Origin of the sequence: Providencia sp. JUb39 (assembly GCF_012272845.1) — a bacterium.
Taxonomy (GTDB): Bacteria; Pseudomonadota; Gammaproteobacteria; order Enterobacterales; family Enterobacteriaceae; genus Providencia; species Providencia lanzhouensis.
Window position 1 is genome coordinate 1,878,032 of sequence record NZ_JAAWXD020000001.1, and the last position, 21,595, is coordinate 1,899,626.

Annotated in this window: 17 protein-coding genes and 1 tRNA gene; 11 read left to right on the forward strand and 7 right to left on the reverse strand. The window is 43.4% G+C overall.

Annotated features, from left to right (window positions below):
- Positions 1 to 223 precede the first annotated feature (223 nt).
- A complete protein-coding gene (locus HFU86_RS08630; protein WP_187129043.1) occupies positions 224 to 1,063 on the reverse strand; it encodes an AraC family transcriptional regulator in 840 nt (279 codons plus the stop codon).
- A 152-nt stretch (positions 1,064 to 1,215) separates the two neighbouring features.
- Here HFU86_RS08630 and HFU86_RS08635 point away from each other — a divergent pair, with 152 nt between their 5' ends.
- The 5 genes from HFU86_RS08635 (at position 1,216) to HFU86_RS08655 (ending at position 7,400) form a co-directional block, all read left to right on the forward strand.
- Positions 1,216 to 2,166, forward strand: a complete 951-nt coding sequence (locus HFU86_RS08635; RefSeq protein ID WP_187129044.1) for a 4-hydroxyproline epimerase — start codon at positions 1,216 to 1,218, stop codon at positions 2,164 to 2,166.
- Positions 2,167 to 2,175: 9 nt separating this feature from the next.
- Positions 2,176 to 3,423 carry an NAD(P)/FAD-dependent oxidoreductase gene (locus HFU86_RS08640; protein WP_187129045.1) on the forward strand — a complete coding sequence of 416 codons (1,248 nt, stop codon included), beginning with the start codon at positions 2,176 to 2,178 and terminating at the stop codon, positions 3,421 to 3,423.
- A 15-nt stretch (positions 3,424 to 3,438) separates the two neighbouring features.
- Positions 3,439 to 4,305 carry a 4-hydroxy-tetrahydrodipicolinate synthase gene (dapA, locus tag HFU86_RS08645; protein WP_187129046.1) on the forward strand — a complete coding sequence of 289 codons (867 nt, stop codon included), beginning with the start codon at positions 3,439 to 3,441 and terminating at the stop codon, positions 4,303 to 4,305.
- Between the two features lie 11 nt (positions 4,306 to 4,316).
- Entirely contained in the window at positions 4,317 to 5,801 is a 1,485-nt protein-coding gene (locus tag HFU86_RS08650) for an aldehyde dehydrogenase (RefSeq protein ID WP_187129047.1), read from the forward strand.
- 84 nt (positions 5,802 to 5,885) lie between these two features.
- Entirely contained in the window at positions 5,886 to 7,400 is a 1,515-nt protein-coding gene (locus HFU86_RS08655) for an alanine/glycine:cation symporter family protein (protein WP_132495850.1), read from the forward strand.
- 13 nt (positions 7,401 to 7,413) lie between these two features.
- Here HFU86_RS08655 and HFU86_RS08660 read toward each other — a convergent pair.
- Positions 7,414 to 7,501, reverse strand: a tRNA-Ser gene (locus HFU86_RS08660).
- Positions 7,502 to 7,842: 341 nt separating this feature from the next.
- Between HFU86_RS08660 and ghrA the strand changes: the two genes are divergently transcribed.
- The 3 genes from ghrA to HFU86_RS08675 all read left to right on the forward strand — a co-directional run bounded on the left by ghrA (position 7,843) and on the right by HFU86_RS08675 (position 10,525).
- Complete coding sequence (ghrA, locus tag HFU86_RS08665; protein WP_187129048.1) at positions 7,843 to 8,784, forward strand: glyoxylate/hydroxypyruvate reductase GhrA; 942 nt, start codon at positions 7,843 to 7,845, stop codon at positions 8,782 to 8,784.
- Between the two features lie 374 nt (positions 8,785 to 9,158).
- On the forward strand, positions 9,159 to 9,719 hold the full coding sequence (locus tag HFU86_RS08670) for a TorD/DmsD family molecular chaperone (RefSeq protein ID WP_132495852.1): 561 nt from the start codon (positions 9,159 to 9,161) through the stop codon (positions 9,717 to 9,719).
- An 86-nt stretch (positions 9,720 to 9,805) separates the two neighbouring features.
- Positions 9,806 to 10,525, forward strand: a complete 720-nt coding sequence (locus tag HFU86_RS08675; protein WP_187129049.1) for a YnfC family lipoprotein — start codon at positions 9,806 to 9,808, stop codon at positions 10,523 to 10,525.
- Positions 10,526 to 10,637: 112 nt separating this feature from the next.
- On the opposite strand, the gene HFU86_RS08680 is transcribed toward HFU86_RS08675, so the two are convergent.
- Together HFU86_RS08680 and mdtH are read right to left on the reverse strand one after the other, a co-directional pair.
- Positions 10,638 to 11,198 carry a lipoprotein gene (locus tag HFU86_RS08680; RefSeq protein ID WP_187129050.1) on the reverse strand — a complete coding sequence of 187 codons (561 nt, stop codon included), beginning with the start codon at positions 11,196 to 11,198 and terminating at the stop codon, positions 10,638 to 10,640.
- 39 nt (positions 11,199 to 11,237) lie between these two features.
- Positions 11,238 to 12,443 (reverse strand): multidrug efflux MFS transporter MdtH, encoded by a 1,206-nt coding sequence (gene mdtH, locus HFU86_RS08685; protein ID WP_036954565.1) that lies wholly within the window; start codon positions 12,441 to 12,443, stop codon positions 11,238 to 11,240.
- Positions 12,444 to 12,987: 544 nt separating this feature from the next.
- On the opposite strand from mdtH, the gene HFU86_RS08690 reads away from it, so the two are divergent.
- The 3 genes from HFU86_RS08690 to murJ all read left to right on the forward strand — a co-directional run bounded on the left by HFU86_RS08690 (position 12,988) and on the right by murJ (position 17,760).
- Positions 12,988 to 15,243, forward strand: a complete 2,256-nt coding sequence (locus tag HFU86_RS08690; RefSeq protein WP_187129051.1) for a TonB-dependent receptor domain-containing protein — start codon at positions 12,988 to 12,990, stop codon at positions 15,241 to 15,243.
- Positions 15,244 to 15,555: 312 nt separating this feature from the next.
- Positions 15,556 to 16,143 (forward strand): ribosomal protein S5-alanine N-acetyltransferase, encoded by a 588-nt coding sequence (gene rimJ, locus HFU86_RS08695; RefSeq protein ID WP_132495856.1) that lies wholly within the window; start codon positions 15,556 to 15,558, stop codon positions 16,141 to 16,143.
- Between the two features lie 78 nt (positions 16,144 to 16,221).
- Positions 16,222 to 17,760 carry a murein biosynthesis integral membrane protein MurJ gene (gene murJ, locus HFU86_RS08700; protein WP_132495857.1) on the forward strand — a complete coding sequence of 513 codons (1,539 nt, stop codon included), beginning with the start codon at positions 16,222 to 16,224 and terminating at the stop codon, positions 17,758 to 17,760.
- A gap of 69 nt (positions 17,761 to 17,829) precedes the next feature.
- On the opposite strand, the gene amtB is transcribed toward murJ, so the two are convergent.
- The 3 genes from amtB to argS all read right to left on the reverse strand — a co-directional run bounded on the left by amtB (position 17,830) and on the right by argS (position 21,450).
- Positions 17,830 to 19,122: an ammonium transporter AmtB gene (gene amtB, locus HFU86_RS08705; protein ID WP_132495858.1), complete on the reverse strand. Its 1,293-nt coding sequence runs from the start codon at positions 19,120 to 19,122 to the stop codon at positions 17,830 to 17,832.
- Positions 19,123 to 19,134: 12 nt separating this feature from the next.
- Positions 19,135 to 19,473, reverse strand: coding sequence for a P-II family nitrogen regulator (locus HFU86_RS08710; protein ID WP_036954549.1), 339 nt, complete (start codon positions 19,471 to 19,473; stop codon positions 19,135 to 19,137).
- 246 nt (positions 19,474 to 19,719) lie between these two features.
- Positions 19,720 to 21,450 carry an arginine--tRNA ligase gene (gene argS / locus HFU86_RS08715; protein ID WP_187129052.1) on the reverse strand — a complete coding sequence of 577 codons (1,731 nt, stop codon included), beginning with the start codon at positions 21,448 to 21,450 and terminating at the stop codon, positions 19,720 to 19,722.
- Positions 21,451 to 21,595: the final 145 nt, after the last annotated feature.

Consider the following 21,595-nt stretch of genomic DNA (forward strand, 5'->3'; position numbering starts at 1 on the left):
AAGAGCTGTCCTAAGTTCACTGTTACAACTATTTATCGTGACAACTATGCATCGTGGCAGCAATTTATCGTTACAGTGATTCATAGTGGCAACAAAAAGAGACTCAACGGTTTCTTTCTAAAAGAACAACTGAGAATTTAGAGGGAATGGATAGAAAAAAGTTCGCGTGTTTCAAAAAAGAAAAGACGCGCAGCCTTTAAAGAAAATGCGCGTTTACTGAGGGTTAAATAGAATAAGCCATATCTAATTCATGAGAGGCTTTATTATCATTGCACTTATGATTAATAGTAGAACGCATGCGTTTAAATTGGCTTGGGGTCATATTAGTGAGTTCTTTAAATTTACGGCAGAATGCGCTGTGGTCGGCGTAGGCACATTTAATGGAAATATCCGTAATCGAATAGTCCTCTTCTAATAATTCAATCGCGTGTTCAAGGCGTTTCTTTTGAATATATTGTTGGGGAGTAATATGAAATACCGTTTTAAATTGACGATTGAGTTGTGATAATGACAACCCTGAAATCTTAGCCAGAGTCGTTATTTTAATGGCAGTATCAAAATTCTGACTAATATAGTGTTCAACGCGTCCCAATTGACCATTTAATTTTGGACTCACTGATTTTTCATCCTGCAAATCCACTGAAATTCCAGCAACACCGATAACCTGATTTTTAGTATCAAAAATCGGCACTTTGGTTGTTAAACACCAGCCTAATAATCCAGCCTTATAGAGATGTAATTCCAGTTTATTGATAACACTGATTTTTTTCTGCATAACCAAATAATCTTGAGAGCTATAACTTTGGCCTAAATCTGCATGGAAGATATCTTCTGCAGTTTTTCCTATTACGCCATTTGGTTGATCAACTTTACATCGTTTAGCCAAGTTTTCATTGGCAAGTAAGTATTTGGCATTACGGTCTTTGACGAAGAAAGTCACATTCGGAAGCGTATTAATCAGTGGCATCACCAGCCCAAGATGATTTAACAAATTATTAATATTATCTACGGGGAAAAGCATGTTTTCCTGACTAATCAACAACAGTTTATTTAAATCAATCATATTGCGCTCCAATGCATTCAACTAATTTTAATAGTTATCTGAAATGTTTTTAAATTGTGCAGAAATACGCATGGGTTGATTCGAAAGATATCAAGAGTTGTTTACATAAATCAAGCATTCTATTAACAAATGATATTAATAAGGATGAACTGATGCAGAGTAAATATAAGAAAATTGAAGTCATTGACTCTCATACCGCAGGAGAACCGACACGTTTAGTGATTGAGGGTTTTCCTGATTTAGGGAATGCAGACATGGCGTCGCGCCTGCAAAAATTACGTACGGAATATGATCATTGGCGCTGCTCGACAATTTTAGAACCGCGTGGAAATGACATTTTAGTGGGTGCATTACTTTGCAAACCAGTGAATCCGAAAGCTGCCGCCGGGGTGATTTTCTTTAATAACGAAGGCTACTTAGGTATGTGTGGTCACGGCACCATTGGTTTGGTCGCATCATTGCATTACTTAGGGCGCATAGGTTACGGGGAGCATTTAATTGAAACCCCTGTCGGGGATGTGACCGCTAAATTACATGAAGATGGTAGCGTGAGCATTCAAAACGTCTACGCATACCGCTATCGCAAAGCCGTCCAAGTCAACGTGCCGGAGGTTGGGCTAGTGACTGGGGATATTGCATGGGGAGGAAACTGGTTTTTCCTCGTCGAAAATTCACCACTCGCTATCCAGTATGGGAACGCGAAGGCGCTGACTGAAATCTGTTTGAAAATCAAACAAGCCCTCGTTGACCAAGGTATTTTTGGTAAAGATAACCAAGAAATCGACCACATCGAACTATTTGGTCATTGCGAAGATGCGGATAGCCAAAGTTTTGTTTTATGCCCGGGCGGTGCCTATGACCGTTCTCCTTGTGGTACGGGAACAAGTGCCAAGCTGGCGTGTCTTGCGGCAGACAACAAACTCGCGGAAGGCAAAATTTGGCGTCAGGCAAGTGTCATCGGTAGCCAATTCCAAGCTAGCTATCAGATTGCAGATGCTAATGGCATCATCCCGACTATTCGCGGAAATGCCTATATCAGCGGCGAAAATACCTTGTTGATCGATAAAAACGACCCGTTCCGCTTTGGGATCACGGTGGAGTGAGGTAAGCCAATGGATAACAAATATTCTGTGATTGTGGTGGGTGGTGGCATTGTCGGACTCAGTATTGCGTTATCTGTCCAGAATCAAGGCACGGATGTTTTATTGGTCGACAAAAACCAAATTGGATCCGGTGCTTCATTTGGCAATGCAGGGCATATCGCCACGGAGCAGGTTTTTCCTGTGGCAGACCCCTCCGTTTTGAAATCAATTCCTAGCATGTTGCTCGACCCGTTAGGCGCACTGCGTATTGATTGGCGTTATATATTGCCGCTCACACCATGGTTACTGAAATTGTTGGGCAATATGCGCCACAAACCGTTTATGCATATTCACCACGTTCTCTCCATGCTCAATGGGGCGTCATTGGCTTCATGGCAGGCATTTTCTAAGCAGTGGCAGTTAGAGGATTTAGTCAAAATCCAAGGTTCTTTGCTGGTGGCTGAGAAACCGCCGACCCTCGAAAAACTGCGTCGCCACGGTGAGTATTTAAATAGCATGGGGGTGCATAACCAATTATGGGATCAATCCCAACTGTTGGCACAGCAACCTGAACTTGCCAATAACCAAATCGGTGGATTGTTCTACCCCGAGACTGGGCATGTGGTGGATCTCGCCTTAATGCATGAGCGCTTAACCCAAGCATTCATACAGTTGGGGGGAAAAGTTCTGACTGAGTGTGAAGTCACGGCGATTGATTCGTCATCAGCGAGTCAAGCTCGTTTAACCACATCACAAAACACATTTATCGCTGATAAAGTGGTGATTGCGGGTGGTGCATTTTCGAAATCGTTAGTGAAGATGGTGAGCCGCATTAATGTGCCGTTAGAAACGGAGCGCGGTTATCACTTGATGCTACCAAATGAAAAAGGGCGTTTATCAATTCCCATTTCCAGTATGGACCGCCGCTTTATTATGACGCCGATGAACGGTGGGTTACGTCTTGCGGGTACGGTGGAATATGCAGGACTAAAACGCCCACCGAATATGCAGCGCGCTCGTCACTTTTTACCGTTAGCTAACCCAATGCTAAAAACGCCATTGGATAGCCAGAATACCAGTGAATGGATGGGTTTTCGTCCCACTATCTCAGATTCCTTACCGGTCATAGACCAAAAAGGCCCGTATGTTTTTGCTTTTGGGCATCAACACTTAGGGCTAACACAAGCGGCAATTACCGCAGATATCGTTAATAACATGATCCACGGGCAACCGACACCGCTCGATTGCTCACCTTTTTCGATTAAGCGCTTTCTTTAATTCAGGAGAATTATAATGAATTTTCATGGCATCCTTGTTCCGTTAGTCACTCCGTTTCATGATGATCTTTCATTGAATATCACGGCGTTAGCAGAGTTAACCGAAAAACTGATCGTCAGTGGTGTGACTGGGTTAGTTGTCTGCGGCACCACGGGTGAGTATTACACGTTAAATGAAGATGAACGTAAAACCGTATTAACTACGGTCAGCAAAATTGCCAAAGGGCGTGTGACGCTGATCGCAGGGATTAATGACTTATCTACCGAGGGCGCAATTAAACGCGCAGCACAAGCGAAAGAATTAGGCTACGAAGGGTTGATGCTGTCGCCACCTCCGTACAGCCTGCCGGATCAAAACGGCGTTTATGCTCATTACGAAAAAGTGGCGAAATCCACCTCGTTACCAATCATTATGTACAACTTCCCAGCCCGTATTGGTATCGAAATTGAGTTAGATACCGTGGTGAAATTGGCTGAAATCGACAATATTGTGGCTATCAAAGAGAGCAGTGGCAGCTTTAGCCGCGCTCTGCATCTGCTACAAACGCCATTTAAGAACTTTGAAGTGATTTGCGGTTGTGATGACCAACCTGTGGACTTTTTCTTCTGGGGCTCGAAAAGCTGGATCGCCGGTGCGGGTAACGTTTTCCCTGCGGAGCAAGTGGCGATTTTTAATGCCGCGCAAAAAGGGGATTGGGCAAAGGCTAAGCAGATCATGCAAGAGATTTACCCAGCCATTTATTCCATGGAGTCAGGTAATTATAACCAAAAAGCCAAAGCGGGTTGCTTAAAAGGCACCTTTAACGTGGGGCCAGTTCGTTTGCCTCTGTCAAATATTAGCCAGCAAGAACGTCATGAGTTCCTTGCGCTGATCAAACCATAGCGAGGTTGCATATGTTGATCACCAAAGAGCAGATATTTGAGCGAGCAAAACAGAGCCAACTGTGGGCGGGGAATTTAATTGCGGGCTACCAAAGTGGTAGCGCCAAACTCAAAAATTATACGCCTATCGATAATAGCGCGATTGGTTATATTGCGGATGGCAGCGCGCAAGATGTTCATGCAGCCGTGAATATTGCTCGAGAAACCTTTGAAGACGGTAGCTGGAGCGGGTTATCTCCTCAAGAACGTAAGCAAGTGATGCTGCGCTGGGCGCAGTTAATTGAAAAGCACAGTGAAGAGCTGGCGGCCTTAGACTGCGTGGATGCGGGGAAACCCATCACGGAATGTTTGAACACGGACTTACCCGCAACGGTGGAAACCTTCTATTGGTATGCGGAAGCCATCGATAAACTGTTCGGAAAAATTGCGCCAACGGGTCGCCAAGAAATGGGGCTGATTATTCATGAGCCGATTGGGGTTGTGGGCACAGTTCTACCTTGGAACTTCCCTGCTCAAATGTTTGCATGGAAAGTGGCACCGGCGTTGGCGGTCGGGAACTCGGTGATTGTTAAACCCGCAGAATTAACTTCCTTGAGTGCCTACCGCATGGTGGAACTGGCTTATGAAGCGGGCGTCCCTAAAGGCGCGTTAAGTTTAGTGTGTGGACTAGGTGAGAAAGTCGGGGAAGCCTTAGGACGCCATCCTGATGTGGATGTGGTGTCGTTTACCGGTTCAACCGAAGTGGGGCGTTTATTCCTGAAATACTCCGCGGAAAGTAACCTAAAAGAGATTGTCTTGGAATGTGGCGGGAAAAGCCCGCAAGTGGTGTTTGAGGATGCGGACTTAGATGCGGCTATTCCGCATATTATGGCGGCCGCGTTCTGGAATATGAGCGAAAACTGTAGCTGTGGCTCTCGCTTAATTGTGCATGAAAATGTCAAAAAAACCTTACTCGAAAAGTTAACCACTGCGGCATCAACATGGCAAGTGGGAGACCCTCGCGAGGCAGGGGTTTCTATTGGCCCAATGATTGAGCAGGCGCATTTTGAGAAAGTAAAATCGTTTTTGGATACCACCGTTAAAGAAGGTGGCAAATTGGTAACAGGAGGAAAAATACGCAGTGATCTCGGCTCAGGATGGTATATCGAACCGACTATCTTTGATGCCGTTACGCCAGAAATGTCTCTCTTTCGACATGAAGTTTTTGGTCCCATTTTAGCTGTCACATCGTTTAAAACCGATGACGAGGCGGTCAATTTAGCCAATGACACTCACTACGGATTGGCTGCATCGTTTTATAGCCAAAATGTCCATCGAGTGATGAATATTGCACGTCGTATCAATGCGGGGACGGTGTCCGTCAACGGATTTAGCGAAGGTAATATCACCACGCCATTTGGTGGTTTCCGTCAGTCAGGTTTTGGTGGAAAAGACAACGGCTTAGAAGCCTTTGAGCAATACACCCAAACGAAAGTTATCTGGTTTATCAATCAGTAAAATGACATTGACCTGAACCTTGCGGGGTTCAGGTTTCGACCCTTGCAAATACACAAATACAATTACAATAGTCGAGGAGTACATATGGAAGCCATCGTTAATACCATCGTTGGTTACATCTGGGGTAATGCTCTCGTATTCTTATCTCTGGGTGTCGGTCTCTATTTCACATTAGCAACACGCGGTGTTCAGTTTCGTTACATCGTCAAAATGGTCTGTTTATTAAAAGAAAATAAAGCATCAAAAGATGGGATTTCCTCATTCCAAGCCTTCTGTTTAGCATTATCGGGGCGTGTTGGGGTCGGTAACATTGCAGGGGTAGCAACAGCGATTGCGGCAGGTGGTCCCGGCGCAATTTTCTGGATGGTGGTCATGGGCTTACTTGGAGGTGCGAGCGCCTTTATTGAGTCTACACTGGCGCAGATTTATAAGCAGCGCTCAGATGATCAATATCGTGGTGGTTCGCCGTACTATATTGAAAAAGGATTGAAATTAAAGCCTTTTGCTATCTTTGTTGCGGCAGTGATCTGTTTATCTTACGGTGTGTTGGTACCGGGTATTCAAGCCAATACCATCGCGGATTCATTCCAAACGGCATTTAATATTCCACCAATGGCAACAGGTGCATTAGTGACGGTATTAATGGCGTGGTTAATTTTTGGTGGCGTGAAACGTATTGCGAGCGCAGCTGATAAAATTGTTCCTATCATGGCATTAGCTTATATCGTGATGATGGTGATTATTCTGGGCAGCCATTGGGATAGCGTTCCGGGTATGTTCAGCTTAATTTTCCGCAGTGCGATGGGAATGGATGCGGTATTTGGTGGGATCGTGGGAACTGCGGTGTCTTGGGGCGTGCGTCGTGCTGTGTTCTCAAACGTGGCAGGAGCTGGTGAAGCGACATTCAGTTCCGCAGCGGCAGAAGTGAGCCATCCAGTAAAACAAGGGCTTATTCAAGCGTTCTCTATCTATATCGACACCGTGGTTGTGTGTACAGCATCGGGACTGATGATTTTAGTCACCAATATGTACAACGTTTTCCCTGATGGTTCAGCGACTGCCCTTGTGGAGTATGTGCCAGGTGTGGCAGCAGGAACTGCATGGACTCAAATGGCAGTTTCTACGGTATTTACATCGGCGGGTGCAGGGTTTGTCTCTATCGCGGTATTCTTGTTCGCCTTCACAACGCTTATGGCTTACTACTATATTGCAGAAACCACCATTGTTTACCTTGATCGTAAGCTGAAATATCCTGTGCTCAAGCTGATTTTGAAATTCGTCTTCTTGGTGATTGTCTTTATGGGCAGCGTGCAGTCGGTCAGTATTATGTGGGGGCTGGGTGATATCGGTTTCGGCAGCATGAGCTACTTAAACTTGATTGCGATTGTGTTTTTATCGAAACCCGCTTTAAGAGCATTACGTGACTTTGAAAGACAAACCAAATTAGGCGTTGATCCGGTGTTTGATCCAAGAGCCGCAGGTGTAGAAAACGCAGAATTATGGGAAGAAATCAGTCGTGAATATCATGCGAAAGGCGTTGGGATTGATAGAATCGATGGTTCTGGGAAGATAAACGAGAAATTACTAAAGGAAGAATAACTTAGATTAGAAATGGCGGTGAGGGAGGGATTCGAACCCTCGATACGTTGCCGTATACACACTTTCCAGGCGTGCTCCTTCAGCCTCTCGGACACCTCACCGTTTTTCTAAATTGTGGTTGCAGAATTTGTTATAAATAACTTGTCCTTCAACGGGGCGCTACTATAGGGAAAAGAGCGCCTTCCGTCAACTCCCAATTAAATAAAAATCCACTTTTTTCTATCGTTTAGCTAAATAAAAACCAATTTGGTTACTCTCTAATCTTAATAAATTATTATTGATTAGAAATTGATAATAAATTGTTTATTTAAACTTCAAGCAATTAATCCAGAATCCGTTAACTCCTTAACAAAATCCTCATCTTATGGATATAAATATGGGGTATTGACTTGAAAATAAACACCATTACGCACACTCTGGTGGAAACCTATAAGGAGTTGCCATGAATATTTTATTTTACCATCCATTTTTTGATGCCAATCAGTGGATTGATGGCATGCGTGCTCGATTGCCTCAAGCCAATATTCGCCAATGGAAGCCGGGAGATACCCAACAGGCAGATTATGCCATGGTATGGCTTCCTCCTTATGAGTGCCTTGCGGGTCGCCAAGACTTAAAAGGAATTTTCGCATTAGGCGCGGGGGTGGATGCGATTCTAAAGCAAGAGCAAGATAACCCGGGAACATTACCGGCAGGCGTTCCACTGATGCGCTTAGAAGACACGGGTATGGCCATTCAAATGGAAGAATATGCCGCTGCAAAAGTCTTGTATTACTTCCGTCGTATGGATGAGTACCGTCAGTTGCAATCCCAACGTCAATGGAAACAACTGCCAGCCTACACCCATGACCAGTTTGTGGTGGGCGTGATGGGTGCAGGGGCGTTAGGTCAAGCCGTGGCAAAACGCTTAGCCAGTTTTGGTCTTAAAGTCAGAACGTGGAGTCGCTCAGAAAAGCAAATCCCAAATGTGAAAAGTTACTATGGGCAAGACCAATTAGCGGATTTCTTATCAGGCACCCGCGTGATTGTGAACCTGCTACCAAGCACCCCAGAAACGGTGGGTATTTTAAATCATCAATTATTCAGCCAGCTTGAGCAAAACGCCTATATTATTAACCTCGCCCGAGGTGCGCACTTAATTGAGCAAGACTTGCTGGAAGCATTAGAAAAAGGACAAGTTGCAGGGGCGTCACTCGATGTTTTTGCTACAGAGCCACTGCCACACATGCACCCATTCTGGACTCATCCACGTATCGCCATTACGCCACACGTTGCGGCGTTTACGTTGCCTAATGAGGCGATGGATATGATTGTGAGTAATATTCAGCGGATTGAAAAGGGCGAGCAGCCAGAGGGGATAGTTAATACTGCCCGCGGATACTAATTTCCCGTCCTAGTTTTCGCCGTCACGTTGTTGGCTGCGTCAGCACACCCTAGTCACATACTTGTGTATGCTCCTAGGGATGTGCTTTCTTGCCGCCTAGTGACAACAAAAACTCGTTAGGGAAATGTTCGCTATATTTATGCACAGCGCGAATTATTTTGAGGATGCTTTGGTTATCTGTTATCTGTTATCTGTTATCTGTTATCTGTTATCTGTTTCTTTAAGAAATCATCATTAGCACTATCAGCGCCATATAGGACTATGTCATATATGGTATTGCTCAAAGCGTGGGTTTTCTGTTTTTTCAGGTATACTGCATCGCATCATGATCACGAAAAAGTGATTGCAGGAAAATCGCCAACAGGAAGAAACCCATGAATGAATTCTCAATCGTCTGCCGTATTTTAGGTACCTTATTTCAACGCTCTCCAGACGATGCGCTTGTGAAGCCTCTTATCGATATGATTGCTCAAGATAAGCTCAAAGCCTCATGGCCCTTGGAGCAAGATGAGCTGTGGGCAAGAATGGCGAAGGCAGTGGATCACAAGGCTATCACGGCGGATTATCAATCAATGTTTGGTAGTGAGCCAACGGTTCCACCTTTTGCTCACCGCTATGATGAAGAAATCACTGAAGCGGAAATTCGCGAATTTCTTGTGACTCGTGGAATGACCTTAACTGATGCCCCTACAGATGCATTTGGTGCGCTACTGTTAGCCGCATCATGGCTAGAAGACCAAGCTGCTGAAGACGAAACCGCCGCGCAGGAAGAGCTATTCGACAGCTATATCTTGAGCTGGTATGGCGCATTTCTGGGGAAGGTTGAGGCTCATGCGACAACGCCGTTTTACCGTACATTAGCGCAAATTACCCGCGATGCCGTAATTGCACTGCGTGATGAGTTAGAATCTGACTCAGAGAGTGATGATGAATAAGTGACAGCGTCACTTAAAGGCTGATGATTGAGAGAAGATAGGCGCTGAACTGTCTTCTCTCATCATAGGTTAAAGGGATAGACACGATGACCTCGACAAAACTTCACGGCTTAATGTTGCTCTTTATTTCACCGTTAGCACTGGCACAAGTGGATAATGATCTGCCTAGCTATAATAAACGAATGGTTAATTACAGCACGGAATTTCAATTTGACCCGCTTTACGGAAAAGTAAAAGAATTAACACAAATCATGAACGATGAAAAAGGGCTCAACAAAAGGGTGACTGTGTCTTTTAATCTCCATGGCTGTCTCAATAATTTAAGTTATTACAATAGAGACAGTGAAACAGCGTTTGTGATTGTCAGAAAATTTAAGCAACTTTATTACTTAGTCGATAAACAAAAATTCAAAGGTTATGGCATCGATAAGATGTGTAATTTACAAACCGGAGAACTGCAAGGTTGGAAATATTATTACCGTGATGGTCTTGTTAATAAGATCACTCAAGGCAAGAAAGAGATAGCGACATTTGTTTATGGTGAAAATTCGTTACCGATAGAAACGACGTATTTCAATGAAAACGAAGTCATTAATATAAAAAACGAATACTTTTTCACTAATGGCTTAGTCACTAAAATTCTGTTTCATACGACGAAAAATCAGCAACCGTTTGTCGAAACCACTCAAAAATGCACCCATTATGATGATCATAAAAACCCAACAGTATGTACCAGTGTGGTGACATACAGTGATGGACGGGTAGAAAAATTCGATTTTGAATACAAAACGAGTTATTACGAGTGACTTTTTAGTATTAAAGATAAATGGTATTCCAATAAAAAAGCAACCTACTAGAAAGGTTGCTTTTTTTCATTTTTCGATTATCAATTTATCAATCAAAAATATTTATGGTCAATTAATCAACCATTGGAATAACTAATTTACCCGGTTTGATTTCCAAACCTTTGGCCAGTTTTTTCGCGGTCGCTTCTGCGGCGCTGTTATCAGGGTTGAGCACATAAACTGGCTGAGTCGCAAAGAAGGTCTCAAGGGAGCTATTTAAATACGGGATCACCACGGAAATGGCGGTCTCCATATTTTCCGGTGTGATTTTATATTGGGTAATTTTCAGCTCTTTCAAATAGATAGAGCCTGTTTGCGCATCAAAAATAGGGCGCGCGGTTAAGGTCAGTGCAATATCGGCTGCCGCAGCACCAAGTAGTGAATTCATTGTGACAGTGGCTTCGCCTTTTAATGCAATAATGCCTGATTCGCTACGACCAATTTCTGATTGCAAGTTATGTAAGGTGATATCCGCATCTGCAAATCCAGTAATGCCAATATTATTTTCGTACTTAACCTTGGTCGCAAGGTAACTGTTAATTTGTGATTCACTGATAGTAAATTCGGTTAATTTGTCACAACCCGTGAGAATAAATAGCAATCCAAAGATAGATGCCAAGAAAATGTTTTTCATAATCACTCCTTTATACAGTAATAACCCAAGTGTAACGTATTACTGCCCGCTCAACATGACTGTTTCAATTTTTTTACGGTTAAATTGGCGATGAAGCGCCCACAAAGTGATAAAACCAATAGTGCCGAGCAAGAACCAAGGAAGCTGAGGGATATTCCATTGGTGCCCAATATCGTACATCCAACCGCCACCGGTATAGCCAACGGCACCGCCTAGCGCAAGACCGAGTCGACTAAAGCCCATATAACTACCACGAGCGCGAGGGTCGGCAAGGGATGCGCTCAGGGTCTCACGAGCAGGGTCGGCGGTGATAGTCCCCAAATAGAAAATACCAATCAACACAAACAGAATATTGACCGATGTGGTCATACCGATAGGGAACATGCTCAGGCTCATTAAAAATAACCCTGCCATCAAACGTTGCTCTAAGCGGAAATGTTTTTCGCTCCAACGGGCAATCGGATAAAGCAGTGTCAGGGAAATTGCCGCTTCAATAGCATACATCCATTTCACCGCCGTTGGTGTGCCAGCCAATTCGTTAACGGCGATAGGAAACATCAGCATTACTTGTACTGACAGCATAAAGTAGCCAGAAAGCGTGATCACATAAGTCACAAAGCGGGTGTCTTTCAAGACTCGACGCATCCCATCACGAATAGGGGCTTTGATGGTGGAAATGCGATAAGCAGGAAGTAGCCAAGCATTAAGTAGAGCCGCAATCACAAACACTGCCGCGCCAGCCCAGCAAACATAGTGGAAGTCATACTGTAAAAGCCAGCTACCAATTAATGCCCCAATCACCGCGCCAGCGCTGTCCTGCATAAACAATAATGAATAAAAACGGCCACGCTCATAAGGGCGGGTCAATTTAATCACTAAAGCGGTACGAGGGGGGTCAAACAAGGTGCCGCCAAGGGCAGATAATATACAAGAAAGCCATAACACCCAAGGGTCATATGCCAAAGCCATCAACACAAAGCCTGCGGCACGCAACAGCATCCCGATAATAATTAACGGTTTTGCACCAAATCGGTCGGCAATAGCTCCCCCAAAAATCCCAAATCCTTGCTGCACAAACTGGCGAAGCCCAAGGGCAAACCCAACCACCACAGCTGCCCAGCCAAGCTGCTCAACAAAGCGAATTGAAATTAAAGGGAAAACCACGAAAAAGCCAAGAACAACCAGCATATTATCGAGTAAAAGGAAATATTTGCCGAGGCTTCTTGCCCGTGATACCTGCGCCATGAAACACCATAAAAAAATAGTAACGGAAGGAATGATTCTTATTAATAGTATCAGGAGTTTGGCGGGAATGATGGTATATGCACCATGATATTTTTTTATCGATAAATCCGTCATATTTCCCATTATAGGGGTGTTGGCTACGTTCGTTCGCCCTCGTCACATACTTGTGTATGCTCCAAGGGACTCATTCACTTGCCGCCTACCTCTAATGTGAACTATTTAGGATTTAAGGTGGGGATATTTCCCATTATAGGGGTGTTGGCTACGCTCGCTAGATGATCACTGCATGATAATGATACTCATTATGATCTTGATAATTATTATCACTAATGTATATTTCAAGGCTTGTTAATATTTGTAAGGGAAATGAATACGTAACCATTCAATAAATAAGGTTTTTCGAACGAGTTACATCTATGGCATTGCACTTAAATTTACTTTAAATGCATAAATTGAAAAGTATAAAAAATATATCCTCATATTTTTTATACGCTATTTCGTCACGTCTATTTAATCATCATTAATTAATGAAGGCATTACTTAAATGATATTTCAAAATAAAAACATAATTAGTTTAATTATTATATGTTCTACAAACACAGCCTTAGCAAATCAAACCAATACTTCGACTCAAAAAGATAAACTTCTCGTCACAGCCAGCAAAATAAAGCCAAATAGCAAGCAAATAGACGCCAATGATATTTCTACCGTAAGAGGAACAACCAATTCAGATATATTTGCTAATAAAACTTCATTGCAAGTGAATAATGCACGAAATGAAGCGGGTGCATTAGATATTGGTATTAGAGGATTGCAAGGAAATGGACGAGTGCCAATTATTATTGATGGCAGTTTGCAATCAACCAACACATGGCGTGGTTATCAAGGAAGTACAGATAGAACTTATGTGGATATGGATTTAATCGATACAATTGAAATCGAAAAAGGGGCTTCTATGAGTAAATTCTCAGGAGGAGCCATCGGAGGTACGGTTAAATTAAAAACATTATCAGCAAACAGCATTATTCCTCAAGGTGACCAATTTGGTTTCTTATTTAAGGGGAATATTTACAATAATAACCGACGCCCAACTATCGCTTCAGATGAAAAAGGAGAATCTGGGTATCGTGTTTCAAATGGCGTTAAAAATTCACATTTTAATAATGGCTCTATCACGACTGGGGTTGCATATCGAAATGATCAATTTGATATATTACTGGCACATAGTGATAGAAAACAAGGGAACTTCTTCGCCGGTAAAAATGGTTATCATAAATACGAAAATACAGATGCTCCTATTAAACCAGGACAAGAAGTGGTTAATACTAGTTATGAAAGCCAGTCAACATTATTAAAAACCAATATTTATCTTAACCCATACTCAAGTATTGAATTAAATTACCGCCATCATGAACAAAAAGCGGGTGAGGTTTTAGCGGCGTATTGGTATCAATACGATGGAAAAATGCCACAGTGGTCTTTAGGTACCGCAGATATTGATACTGCCTCTTTAAATTATTCTTATAAACCCGATTCATTATGGGTAGATATGAATTTAGGTCTATGGTGGACAAAAGGGAAATTTAAACAACGTAATGGCACAACGGATGATGTTACCGCTCACTATGGTAATCAATATCAGCACCGTTACACTGATGAGCGAGTGGGCTTTAATTTAGAAAATACGTCTGAGTTTGCAGATTATCCTATCGATATCACTTACGGTGTGGAATATATGCAACAAAAATCAAAGCCATTGACTAAAACCTACCAACCGATTTGGACACCAGAAGGCACAATACCTGGTGAAGAATTAGACCCTGTAACGCGCAATGCTAAAGGAACGAATAAATCCGTCTTTACCAATATGGCATATCAAGGGGAATGGGTGAGTACTTTAGTCGGGTGGCGTATTCACGCTTTCGATGTTGATGACCATGTTTTAGGTAAAAGTATTAGCTACGGCCCGAAAAATGATTTAATGGGTGAACTGCGTTTTCATGTAACTGACGAATTTGATATTTATACAAAATATTCTGATAGCTATAGAGAACCGAGTTTATTCGAGAGCACTGTATCAGGACAAACTTATTCGTATTCTCCAGATGTTCCATTAAAACCAGAGCATGCTAAATCATTTGAAGTTGGGATGAATGTAGAAAAAGAAAATCTTATATTTGATGAAGATAATACTGAATTACGTGTGGCTTATTTTAATAATGATATTAAAGGGTATCTTTCTCAAGGTGTAAACCCAACAGGAGTTTATTCTCCATATGTGGTGATGAAAAACTATGACAGCTTTAAACTCTCAGGTTATGAAATTGAACTGAAATACGATTCTAATTACGCATTTGGTTCATTCGATGCGACTTTTTATAACAATTCTGAGTTATGTTCAAGAGATGAAATGGAGTTAGGTCGTCTCCCAACCGCATGTAATTCTGTTGGGTTTGCTTGGGGGTTATCACCTTCACGGATCCCACCGAAAAAGGTTGTGACCGGAATTGTTGGGGTGAAAATGTTTGATCAAAAACTACAAACAGGTTTGCGAGTTCGTTATAACTCAGGCAAAGACTACCCTCATGAGTGGCTAGCGGGAACCGCTGCTGCCCCAGTAACTAAGCTGTACTCAACCACGACATTTGATTTGTTAGGCCAATACCATGTTTCGAAAAATATTCATGTGAATTTTAATATTGATAACCTAACTAACCGCTATGCATTTGACCCAGGAACTGTGATTTATATGCCTATCCCTGGAAGAACGTTTAGGCTTGGTTTGGAAGCAAAATTTTAGTTAACATCGTGATTATTACCTTAGGTTTATATTAGCCTAAGGTAATATAGAATTCTTTGAATCTCCATAGTGAATTGATTTATATTGATTTTGTGTTAATCTAATTGGACGAGTAAAGCATGAAATAGGAATGCCTAGGGTTTATCTGTAAACATCAATCATGTGTTTTTACGTATGCATGAAATAAAACAAAACCAACTGCTCAAAAAATGACTTAATTATAGAGAGAATTGAATTAGTTAAGTGATAAATTTAAGTTATAATTCAAACATCGAAAGTAAGACTGGTAACACTACTAATTAAGGGCTAACGATGTTTGGTTATCGTTCAAATGAACCCAAAGTGCGTCTAATGACTGACAGAATGATTATCCGTTTAGCCTACGAACGAGATAATTACCGACTTGCAGACTATTACAGCTTAAACAAAGAGTTCCTAACCCCATGGGAACCCACCCGTGACAATTCCCATTTTAACCCTTCAGGCTGGAACAATCGCCTACATGCCATGAGCGAAATGCATCGCCAAGGCAGCGCGTTTCATTTCCTTTTACTGGATAAAGATGAAAACGAAGTGATTGGCGTCGCGAATTTTAGCAATATTTTACGCGGCTCCTTCCACGCCTGTTATCTGGGCTACTCGCTGGGTGAAAAATGGCAGGGGCAGGGGCTGATGTACGAAGCTTTAACCCAAATCATTCGTTACATGCAAAAACACCAGGGCATGCATCGCATCATGGCAAACTATATGCCTCATAATATGCGTAGCGGCAGTTTGCTCACTCGTCTTGGTTTTGAACGTGAAGGTTATGCAAAGCAGTATCTCGAAATTAATGGAGAATGGCGCGACCACGTCTTAACGGCATTAACCGACAATGAATGGAAGTCGACTAAAGCCTAAACATTTACTCTACAATCGTAGTCAGTCTTGCCATCCGCTGTTAAACTGCTGCGATTGTCTTCTTTTAGTCTAGCAATCATGAATTTATTAAAATCTTTAGCGGCAGTCAGCTCGATGACGATGATGTCACGGGTTTTAGGCTTCATTCGTGACGCCATTATTGCCCGTGTATTTGGTGCGGGGGCGGCTTCTGATGCCTTCTTTGTCGCCTTTAAACTCCCTAACTTATTACGTCGAATTTTCGCGGAAGGGGCATTTTCTCAAGCGTTTGTTCCCATTCTTGCCGAATATAAAAACCAGCAAGGCGAAGAAGCCACGCGAACGTTTGTGGCCTATATTTCGGGGATGCTCACGTTAGCATTAGCGATTGTGACGGTTGTCGGCATGTTTGCTGCGCCGTGGGTCATTTATGTGACGGCGCCGGGTTTTACCACGAATGCCGATAAATTTGCGCTAACGACAGATTTATTGCGTGTGACGTTCCCTTATATTTTCTTGATCTCATTGGCATCTTTAGCGGGTGCGATCCTTAATACGTGGAACCGCTTTTCGGTACCCGCGTTTGCACCGACGCTATTAAACGTCAGCATGATTTTCTTTGCGGCGTTCGCTGCGCCGTATTTTGACCCGCCGATTATGTCTCTGGCTTGGGCTGTTCTTGTGGGTGGTGTGCTGCAATTGGGTTACCAATTACCGCATTTAAAGAAAATCGGTATGTTGGTATTGCCACGTTTATCGTTCCACGATAGTGGCGTTTGGCGAGTCATGAAGATGATGGGACCGGCGATTATCGGGGTTTCTGTCGCGCAAATTTCATTAATTATCAACACGATCTTCGCCTCATTCCTGCAATCAGGTTCGGTATCATGGATGTATTATGCCGACCGCTTAATGGAGTTACCTTCAGGGGTACTTGGCGTCGCGCTGGGTACTATCCTGCTACCATCACTCTCTAAAAGTTTTACTAGTGGAAACCACCAAGAATATCGCCATTTAATGGATTGGGGATTACGTTTATGTTTGTTACTGGCACTGCCATGTGCGGTAGGGCTAGCGATACTGTCTGAAGCGTTAACGGTTTCACTTTTCCAATATGACAAATTTACCGCTCATGACTCCTTGATGACCCAGTATGCATTAATGGCGTATTGTGTGGGCTTAACGGGGATGATCTTAGTGAAAATCTTGGCGCCAGGTTTCTATTCACGCCAAAATATTCGTACTCCGGTAAGAATTGCGATAGTCACTTTGATTCTGACTCAGTTAATGAACTTAGCCTTTATTGGGCCTCTGCAACATGCAGGTCTAGCTCTGTCTATTGGGCTGGCGGCGTGTTTTAACGCCGGTGTTTTGTATTGGCAGTTACGCAAGCAAGATATTTTCCAACCGCTAGCAGGCTGGCGTGGTTTCTTAGTTAAATTATTTGTTGCCTTGGCGGTGATGGTCGTGGTGCTATTTGGCGTACTACACTTTATGCCGCCGTGGCAAGACGGCAATATGCTGATGCGCATGTTACGTTTGATGGGGGTAGTGATTATTGGAGCAGGGAGCTACTTTGTGGCGCTGTATCTATTAGGCTTCCGCCCGCGTGACTTTATGAAGCGCAGTATTGCGTAGTTCTTAATTCGCATATGTATTAGCTTTACATCGAACAAACTCCCCCCTCAATCGAGGGGGAGTAGACAATTACGGATGATAAGCGCGCTCGCCATGAGTGGTAAGATCCAACCCATCGCACTCTTCCTCTGGGGAAACCCGCAGACCAACTAGCTTATCTGCCAGTTTAAAGGCGATAAATGCGACAACACCCGACCATATAATGGTAACCACAATACTTTCAATCTGAACAAAGACTTGATGGGATAACGTGACGTTGTCACGATAACCAAGTCCCCCAAACAGTGTCGAGGTAAATACGCCTGTGAGTATGCAACCAACAATACCGCAGGTGCCATGGATACCAAAAACATCGCACACATCATCGGCTTTTAACCAACGTTTTAAGACGACAACGCCCCAAAGCCCAATAATTCCCCCGACAACACCAATAACAAGTGCACCAATAGGACCAACAGTACCGGCCGCAGGTGTGATAGCGACTAATCCAGAGATACAACCGGAGCAGCTTCCAAGCATGGAGGGTTTTCCTCTCAATAACCACTCAGTAAATGTCCATGAAAGGATAGCGCCAGCCGTGGCAATCACCGTGTTAATAAACGCCAGTGCGGCAATATTATTGGCACTGCCTGCGGAGCCTGCGTTAAAGCCAAACCATCCAATATACAGTACAGCGGTACCCATAAAGACCATCGGTAAGTTATGGGGCTTTAGTGCCACTTGGCTATAGTCACTACGTTTACCCAGCAAATAGGCTCCAACCAATGCAGCGACAGCGGCATTAATATGCACCACGGTTCCGCCTGCAAAATCGAGAGCGCCATCATCCGCCAGCCATCCACCTTCAGCCCACACCATATGCGCGATAGGTACATAAGAGAACGTAAACCAAATCACGGTAAAAATAAGAAGTGCAGAGAAACGCACGCGTTCTCCCAGTGCTCCGACAATTAATGCGAGGGTAATAACCGCAAATGAGCCTTGGAAGGCAACATGGATATATCGATTAATGGAACCCGATAAATCGTCGATGGACATCGCGCTTAGAAACGTTAAAGAGCCATCCCCAAAGATTTTATTTCCTGCAGTGAAAGCGAGGCTATAACCGAATACAAACCAAAGAATAATCACCACACTAAAAATCAGCATTACTTGAGTGATCAGCGATAACACGTTTTTGCTGCGTAATAATCCGCCATAAAACAGTGCAATGCCGGGGATGGTCATAAAAAATACCAACGCCGTACAGATTAACATAAAAGCATTATCCGCTTTATCAACGGCATTCACTTCCGACGCATAGGCGGGAAGTGCGAAATAACTTAAGGCGAAGAGTGCGGCAGGTAACCATAATCGTCTCATTATTTATCTCCCTTAGAGTGCGTCATCGCCGGATTCGCTGGTACGAATGCGAACGGCCTGTAGAAGTTCAAAAACAAACAGCTTTCCATCCCCCACTTTCCCCGTATCTGCGGTACGAATAATTGCATCGAGAGCGGGTTCCAGTAGGTCATCGCTGATAGCAATTTCCATTTTGGTTTTGGGTAGAAAACTCACTTCATATTCCGCACCACGGTAAAGTTCCGCGTGACCTTTCTGTCTGCCATAACCTTTGACTTCACAGATGGTCATCCCTTGTATTCCTAATTCAGTGAGTGCTTCACGAACATCTTCTAATTTGAACGGTTTAATAATTGCGATGATGTACTTCATAAATCCCCCTGTCTTTTTGAAAAGGCAAAAGAGATAAAGCAAGCATCGTGCCAAATGTTAAATTTCTGTTTTTAGGGTGTAATGGATTGAAATGGGGAGAAATAATGAGAGGTTGCTCACCAATTAAGTGCAAGCTGTCTATTAGTTACAAAAAATTGCTCAAAAATAGTGCAGAAAAGAGAGGGGAAAGGAGGGCGTGAGAAGTGAAAAGCCCACCGAAGTGGGCTTTAAACAAAAGAATAAAACTTACATTCTTTCGACGGTTTCGATACCTAATGTATCCAGACCTGCTTTTAAGGTTTTTTGCGTTAATAAAGCCAGTTTTAAACGGCTTTGACGCTGTGCATCGGTGTCTGCGGACAAAATAGGGCAATGTTCATAGAAACTAGAGAACAGACCCGCTAAGTCATACAGATAAGCACACATAACGTGTGGCGTACCTTCACGTGCAACTGTTAAGATTGTCTCTTCAAACTGCATTAAACGCGTTGCTAATGCTATTTCGTGTGGTGCTTCTAATACGATTGGTAAAGTTAAATCTGCTTCGGTAATGTCTGCTTTTTTGAAGATAGAGGCAACGCGGGTATAGGCATATTGCATATATGGCGCGGTGTTACCTTCAAAGGCTAACATATTGTCCCAATCGAAAATGTAGTCAGTGGTACGGTTTTTAGACAGGTCAGCATATTTAACCGCGCCGATACCTACGACATTAGCAAGATTCAGCAATTCCTCTTCTGCCATATCCGGGTTTTTCTCCCGGATCAGCGTTTGGGCGCGTTCAACGGCTTCATCTAACAGGTCGGACAGACGAACAGTACCGCCTGAACGGGTTTTGAATGGCTTACCGTCTTTTCCTAACATCATTCCGAACATATGGTGCTCAAGCGCCATGGATTCTGGGATATAGCCTGCTTTACGGACGATAGTCCAAGCTTGCATTAAATGTTGATGCTGGCGGGAGTCGATGTAATACAAAGAGCGATCCGCATGCAAGGTTTCATAACGGTATTTTGCACAGGCGATGTCGGTGGTGGTGTACAGGAAACCGCCATCTTTCTTCTGGACGATAACGCCCATCGGTTCGCCTTCCTTGTTTTTGAATTCATCAAGGAAAACGACGGTTGCGCCTTCGCTTTCTACGGCTAAACCTTTGGCTTTTAAGTCAGCAACGATGCCTGGTAGCATGCTGTTATACAGGCTTTCACCCATCACATCGTCTTCCGTTAACGTGACGTTTAAACGGCGATAAGTTTCTTGGTTCTGTTGCATGGTGATATCAACCAGTTTACGCCACATTTTACGGCAGTATTCATCACCAGATTGTAGTTTCACCACGTAACCACGGGCACGAACGGCAAAATCTTCATCTTCGTCGTAATGTTTTTTCGCTTCGCGATAGAATTCTTCGAGGTCTGAAAGCGCCATATCGCTGGCATCTTCATTTTGCACTTTTTCTAAGTAAGCAATCAGCATCCCAAATTGTGTGCCCCAGTCACCCACGTGGTTAGCGCGGATTACTTTGTGACCGATAAACTCTTGGGTACGTGCTGCAGCATCACCAATAATAGTGGAGCGCAAATGACCAACGTGCATCTGTTTTGCAACGTTAGGCGCGGAGTAGTCAATCACGATGGTTTCGGCTTTAACTGGTGCTAGGCCTAAACGGTCGCTGGTCAGCGCGTTTTCTGCGTGAGTGGCAATCCATGTTGGGTCGATAAAAATGTTGATGAAACCGGGACCGGCGATTTCAATTTTAGATGCGATACCTTCGAGATCTAATTGGCTGACAATTTGCTCGGCCAGTTGTCGGGGAGGCAGACCCATTTTTTTCGCAGCTCCCATCACGCCGTTAGCCTGATAGTCACCAAATTGCGCTTTAGCTGATTGACGAACAAGGGCGTCACAGCCTTCTGGAGCTCCCGCTGCTAGCATTGCAGCACTGATTTTATCTGAAAGAATAGCCTGAATATTCACCGGATTACCTTAAATAACGAACATAGTTACCGCATTGTGCCATTTCATGGGCGTAACTAAAAGGTGGAAGAGAAAAAACGGCAGGTTTTATACCATATTTTGGGGGAGTCGTGCTACAGTCTGGCACTTGTTTCACTTTTTATTA

Excerpts from the sequence above, each read along its gene's own strand:
- HFU86_RS08630 (WP_187129043.1), bottom strand. The coding sequence starts at position 1,063 with ATGATTGATTTAAATAAACTGTTGTTGATTAGTCAGGAAAACATGCTT.
- HFU86_RS08635 (WP_187129044.1), top strand. The coding sequence starts at position 1,216 with ATGCAGAGTAAATATAAGAAAATTGAAGTCATTGACTCTCATACCGCA.
- HFU86_RS08640 (WP_187129045.1), top strand. The coding sequence starts at position 2,176 with ATGGATAACAAATATTCTGTGATTGTGGTGGGTGGTGGCATTGTCGGA.
- dapA (WP_187129046.1), top strand. The coding sequence starts at position 3,439 with ATGAATTTTCATGGCATCCTTGTTCCGTTAGTCACTCCGTTTCATGAT.
- HFU86_RS08650 (WP_187129047.1), top strand. The coding sequence starts at position 4,317 with ATGTTGATCACCAAAGAGCAGATATTTGAGCGAGCAAAACAGAGCCAA.
- HFU86_RS08655 (WP_132495850.1), top strand. The coding sequence starts at position 5,886 with ATGGAAGCCATCGTTAATACCATCGTTGGTTACATCTGGGGTAATGCT.
- ghrA (WP_187129048.1), top strand. The coding sequence starts at position 7,843 with ATGAATATTTTATTTTACCATCCATTTTTTGATGCCAATCAGTGGATT.
- HFU86_RS08670 (WP_132495852.1), top strand. The coding sequence starts at position 9,159 with ATGAATGAATTCTCAATCGTCTGCCGTATTTTAGGTACCTTATTTCAA.
- HFU86_RS08675 (WP_187129049.1), top strand. The coding sequence starts at position 9,806 with ATGACCTCGACAAAACTTCACGGCTTAATGTTGCTCTTTATTTCACCG.
- HFU86_RS08680 (WP_187129050.1), bottom strand. The coding sequence starts at position 11,198 with ATGAAAAACATTTTCTTGGCATCTATCTTTGGATTGCTATTTATTCTC.
- mdtH (WP_036954565.1), bottom strand. The coding sequence starts at position 12,443 with ATGGCGCAGGTATCACGGGCAAGAAGCCTCGGCAAATATTTCCTTTTA.
- HFU86_RS08690 (WP_187129051.1), top strand. The coding sequence starts at position 12,988 with ATGATATTTCAAAATAAAAACATAATTAGTTTAATTATTATATGTTCT.
- rimJ (WP_132495856.1), top strand. The coding sequence starts at position 15,556 with ATGTTTGGTTATCGTTCAAATGAACCCAAAGTGCGTCTAATGACTGAC.
- murJ (WP_132495857.1), top strand. The coding sequence starts at position 16,222 with ATGAATTTATTAAAATCTTTAGCGGCAGTCAGCTCGATGACGATGATG.
- amtB (WP_132495858.1), bottom strand. The coding sequence starts at position 19,122 with ATGAGACGATTATGGTTACCTGCCGCACTCTTCGCCTTAAGTTATTTC.
- HFU86_RS08710 (WP_036954549.1), bottom strand. The coding sequence starts at position 19,473 with ATGAAGTACATCATCGCAATTATTAAACCGTTCAAATTAGAAGATGTT.